General features: G+C 64.7%; 1 protein-coding gene and 1 pseudogene. Both read right to left on the bottom strand.

Translation table 11 applies throughout. The features are described 5' to 3' along the window. Positions 1–128, bottom strand: a pseudogene (locus PF66_RS33620) (metal ABC transporter permease); the annotation flags it as partial. Between the two features lie 4 nt (positions 129–132). Next, positions 133–1356 (bottom strand): SfnB family sulfur acquisition oxidoreductase, encoded by a 1224-nt coding sequence (locus PF66_RS30995; protein ID WP_054059915.1) that lies wholly within the window; start codon positions 1354–1356, stop codon positions 133–135. Positions 1357–1548 lie beyond the last annotated feature (192 nt).

Below are 1548 nucleotides of genomic sequence, written 5' to 3'. Positions count from 1 at the left end.
AACAGCAGCACCCCCAGCGGCAAGCCCAGCAGGATGATGAACGCCAGCGCCGCCGCGAGCATGCTCAGGGTGTCGAGGCAGGCCTGGGCGATATCCGCCCAGTAGATGTTTTTCAGCAGCTCGCCCATGGTTTCAGGACCAGTCGTGCCGCGGCGGCTTGATGCCGTTGAGCAGCCAGTTGCCGATCACGTGGTATTTCCAGCGCACCGGGTCATGCAGGGTGTGCACCCGGGCATTGCGCCAGTGGCGATCGAAATTGTGCTTTTTCAGGGTCGAGCGGGTGCCACCCAGCTCGAACAGCCGGTTGCTGGCCTCGATGGCAATTTCGGTGGTCAGTACCTTGGCCTTGGCCACCGCCAGCGAAGCCCGGGCGACGCTGTCTTCGTCGGGCGCGGGGCGGGCGGCATCCAGCGCCTTGCCGGCCCGTTCGAGCAGGGCATCGGCGGCTTCGAGACGAATCTCCAGGGCACCGACCTGGATGATGGTCAGCGGGTCCTCGCTGGCCTTGTCGACCCCGGCGTCGATCCAGGGCCGGGCCTGCTCGCGGACGAAGGTCACGGTATCGCGCAAGGCCGCACGGGCGATGCCGGCATCGATGGCGGCGGTGGTCAACTGGGCGAACGGGCCGGCCAGGGTCGGGTTCTCATAGGAGCGATAGGTGGGGAACAGGTTGAACGCCGGGACCTTCAGGTCCCGGGCCAGCACCGTACCGCTGGAGGTGGTGCGCTGGCCGATGCTGTCCCAGTCATCGACGATCACCAGCCCCGGCGTCCCACGCTCGACGAACGCCAATTGGGCCCTGCCCTCTTCGTCCAGGGCCAGCACCGCCAGCCAGTGGGCATACAGCGAACCGGTGCAATAGCCCTTGCGCCCGTTGATCACATGGCCGTCGCCGTGACGGCGAACGGTGGCCTGGATGTCCTGGACGTTCTTGCCGCCGGTTTCCGACAGCGCATTGGCAAAACGATGCCCCTGCAGCGCCAGGTCGAAGAAATGCGCCTGCTGCTCGGGCGTGCCCTGCAGGCGAATGTCTTCCAGCAGGCAGTAGTGGTTCTGCGGGATCTGTCCCAGAGACGGGTCGGCTGCCGAGATGATCGCGATCACTTCGGCCAGCACCGCATAGGACACCTGAGCCCCCCCGAACTCGCGGGGCACGGTGATGCCCCACAGGCCGCTGTTGGAATACAGGTCGACCACTTCGGCAGGCACCTGGCGCGTACGATCGCGCTCGGCATCCTGCTCCAGCAAACGGGCGGCGACACGTCGAGCGACGGCCAGGGCTTCGGCCTCGTCACGGATCAGGTGGGCGTCGGGGGAATGGATCGGGTAGCTGGCGGATTCAGGCAGGGAAGACATGGAGCGCTCTCGGGCGAAGGGTGTTGCGTGGGCTAATGCAGCTTCTGTGCCTAAGTTATTTTTCCTTTCAAATCATGCAGTTACTATTTATCAGCGGTCACAGGCGTGATTTCTGTACAGAACAGAATGTGAGTTCACTGTTGCTGGAAGAACACCTCAGCCCCCTCCCCCAGGAGCCGGGCTTGCCCGCGA

This window comes from Pseudomonas asplenii, from assembly GCF_001293465.1.
GTDB classification, from domain to species: Bacteria; Pseudomonadota; Gammaproteobacteria; order Pseudomonadales; family Pseudomonadaceae; genus Aquipseudomonas; species Aquipseudomonas fuscovaginae_B.
Note: the sequence above shows the minus strand (reverse complement) of the source record. Positions and strands in the feature narration are given on the sequence as shown.

Excerpts from the sequence above, each read along its gene's own strand:
- PF66_RS30995 (WP_054059915.1), bottom strand. The coding sequence starts at position 1,356 with ATGTCTTCCCTGCCTGAATCCGCCAGCTACCCGATCCATTCCCCCGAC.